Origin of the sequence: Falsiroseomonas oryzae (assembly GCF_027856955.1) — a bacterium.
GTDB lineage: Bacteria > Pseudomonadota > Alphaproteobacteria > Acetobacterales > Acetobacteraceae > Falsiroseomonas > Falsiroseomonas oryzae.
Genome location: NZ_JAPSMD010000668.1, coordinates 1 through 2,098, shown reverse-complemented (window position 1 = coordinate 2,098; position 2,098 = coordinate 1). Strand labels below are relative to the sequence as shown.

Annotated in this window: 2 protein-coding genes and 1 pseudogene; all 3 read left to right on the top strand. The window is 75.3% G+C overall.

The genetic code is table 11. The features are described from left to right. The first annotated feature begins 266 nt into the window (after positions 1–266). A complete protein-coding gene (locus OZN99_RS30370; protein ID WP_270938941.1) occupies positions 267–926 on the top strand; it encodes a glutathione S-transferase family protein in 660 nt (219 codons plus the stop codon). A 7-nt stretch (positions 927–933) separates the two neighbouring features. Continuing rightward, complete coding sequence (locus tag OZN99_RS30365; protein ID WP_270938940.1) at positions 934–1,836, top strand: VOC family protein; 903 nt, start codon at positions 934–936, stop codon at positions 1,834–1,836. Beyond that, positions 1,833–2,098 (top strand): annotated as a pseudogene (locus OZN99_RS30360) (FkbM family methyltransferase); the annotation flags it as partial. The gene OZN99_RS30365 and the pseudogene OZN99_RS30360, both read left to right, overlap by 4 nt.

The following is a 2,098-nucleotide window of genomic DNA, read 5'->3' as shown; positions in this document are numbered from 1 at the left end:
CCGAGCGCCCACCAGGCGGCGGGCGGCCAGGCACCGGGCGCGGCCAGCCACAGCGCGACCGGCACGGCCAGCGCCGCCACCGCGGCGTCGAGCCCCGTGTTGAGAAGGATCCGGTCCCGCGCCGTCGCCGCCATCGTGCCCTCCCCTTAGACCCTGCGGCGGCGGGCCGGAAGGCGCCCAGGGGCGGCTTGCGGGAGGCGCGACGGGGCGTGTGACGGGCGCGGGCCGCCGTGCCATAAGCCGCGCCCGTCGCAAGGAGGACTCCCATGGCCGAAGGCAGGCTGGTGATCGGGACCAAGCGCTACTCCTCCTGGAGCCTGCGCGGCTGGCTGATGGTGCATATGGCCGGGCTGGACGTGGACGAGGTGGTGGTGCCGCTGGCCGGCGGCGGCGGCACGGCGGCGATCAAGGCGATCTCGCCCAACGGGATGGTGCCCTACCTCGAGCACCTCGGCGCCCGCATGTGGGAGAGCATCGCCATCGCGGAATACTGCGCCGAGCTGGTGCCGACGCTGTGGCCGGCGGACCGCGTGTCGCGCGCCCATGCGCGGGCGATCGCGGCGGAGATGCATGCCGGCTTCCGCGGGCTGCGCATGGCGATGCCGATGAACCTGGGCCGCACCTTCCCGGGCCGCGGCCGCACGCCGGAGGCGCTGGCCGACATCGCCCGCGTGCAGGCGATCTGGGCCGAGGCGCTGGAGGCGCATGGCGGGCCCTTCCTGTTCGGCCGGATGTTCACCCTGGCGGATGCGATGTACGCGCCGGTCGTCACGCGCTTCCTGACCTGGCAGCCGGAGCTGACCGACGAGACGCTGGCCTATTGCCGCGCCGTGCGCGCGCATCCGCTTGTGACGCGCTGGTACGACGAGGCGGCGGCCGAGCCGGCGGATTGGCTGCTGGACAAATACGAGAACCCGGCCGGTTGAGGCGCGCGTGAACACGGCCCTCGCGCTCGACCATGTCGGGCTCTGCACGCGCGATCCGGCGCCGCTCTGGGCGGCGTGGGAGGCGCTGGGCTTCGCGCTGTCGCCCGTCGCGCAGCAATCCGGGCGGCGCACGCCCGATGCGCCGGTAGAGCCCTTCGGCACGGTGAACCGCTGCGCCTTCCTGCGGCACGGCTATATCGAGCTGCTCGGCATCGCCGACCCGATGCTGTTCGCCAACGGCGTGGACCGCTTCGTCGCACGCTACGCCGGGGCGCATATCCTGGCGCTGGCGATGGACGACGCGGAGGCGAACCTGGCGCGCCTGCGGCGCGGGGGCCTCGACATCCCCGGCATCGCCTGGCTGCAGCGGCCGGTGGAGCCGGGCGGCCCGATCGCGCGCTTCGCCCGGTTGCCCTTCCCGGATGCGCCGGAAGGCCGCGTGCAGCTGGTGCAGCACCTGACGCCGGAGCTGGTCTGGGACGCGCGCTGGATGGGCCACCGCAACGGCGCCGAGGCGCTGGAGAGCGCCATCCTGGCCAGCGCCGACCCGGCGGAGACGACGGTGCGCCTGGCACGTCTCTCGGGCCTGCCGGCCGAGCCGGACAGCCTGGCCGGCTTCCGCCTGCGCCTGCCCGGCGGCGCGCGTGCGGCGGGCCCGGACAGCCCGCGGATGGAGACGGTGATCCGCATCCTGCCGCAGGAGGCGCTGCCGCGCGCGCTGCCCGGCGTGACGGCGCCGGCGCTGCCCTTCATGGCGGGGATGGTGATCCGCACCGCCGACAAGGCGGCGTCCGCGCGCGCGCTGCTGGCGCACCTGCCGCTGCGCGACATGCCGGGCGGTGCGGGTTTCCCAGGGGGCTTCATGGTGCCGCCGGAGCATGCGGGCGGGGCGGCGGTCGTCTTCGCATGAGCACGTCAGCAGCCATCGCGAAATCGCTGCGCACCTACTACGCGCCGGGTCGCGCGGCGGCGCTGGACGCCTTCCAGGCACGCTTCCTCGGCCCGGGCGAGCTGGGCTTCGACGTGGGCGCGCATGTCGGCGACCGCACGGCGAGTTTCCGGCGCCTGGGAGCGCGCGCGGTGGCGGTGGAGCCGCAGCCGCGGCTGGCGCGGCTGCTGCGCCTGCTGTTCGGGCGCGACCCCGGCGTGGTGCGCGTGACCGCGCTGGTCGG

Bases quoted from the DNA above. Each gene is read 5' to 3' on its own strand.
- OZN99_RS30370 (WP_270938941.1), top strand. From the start codon at position 267: ATGGCCGAAGGCAGGCTGGTGATCGGGACCAAGCGCTACTCCTCCTGG.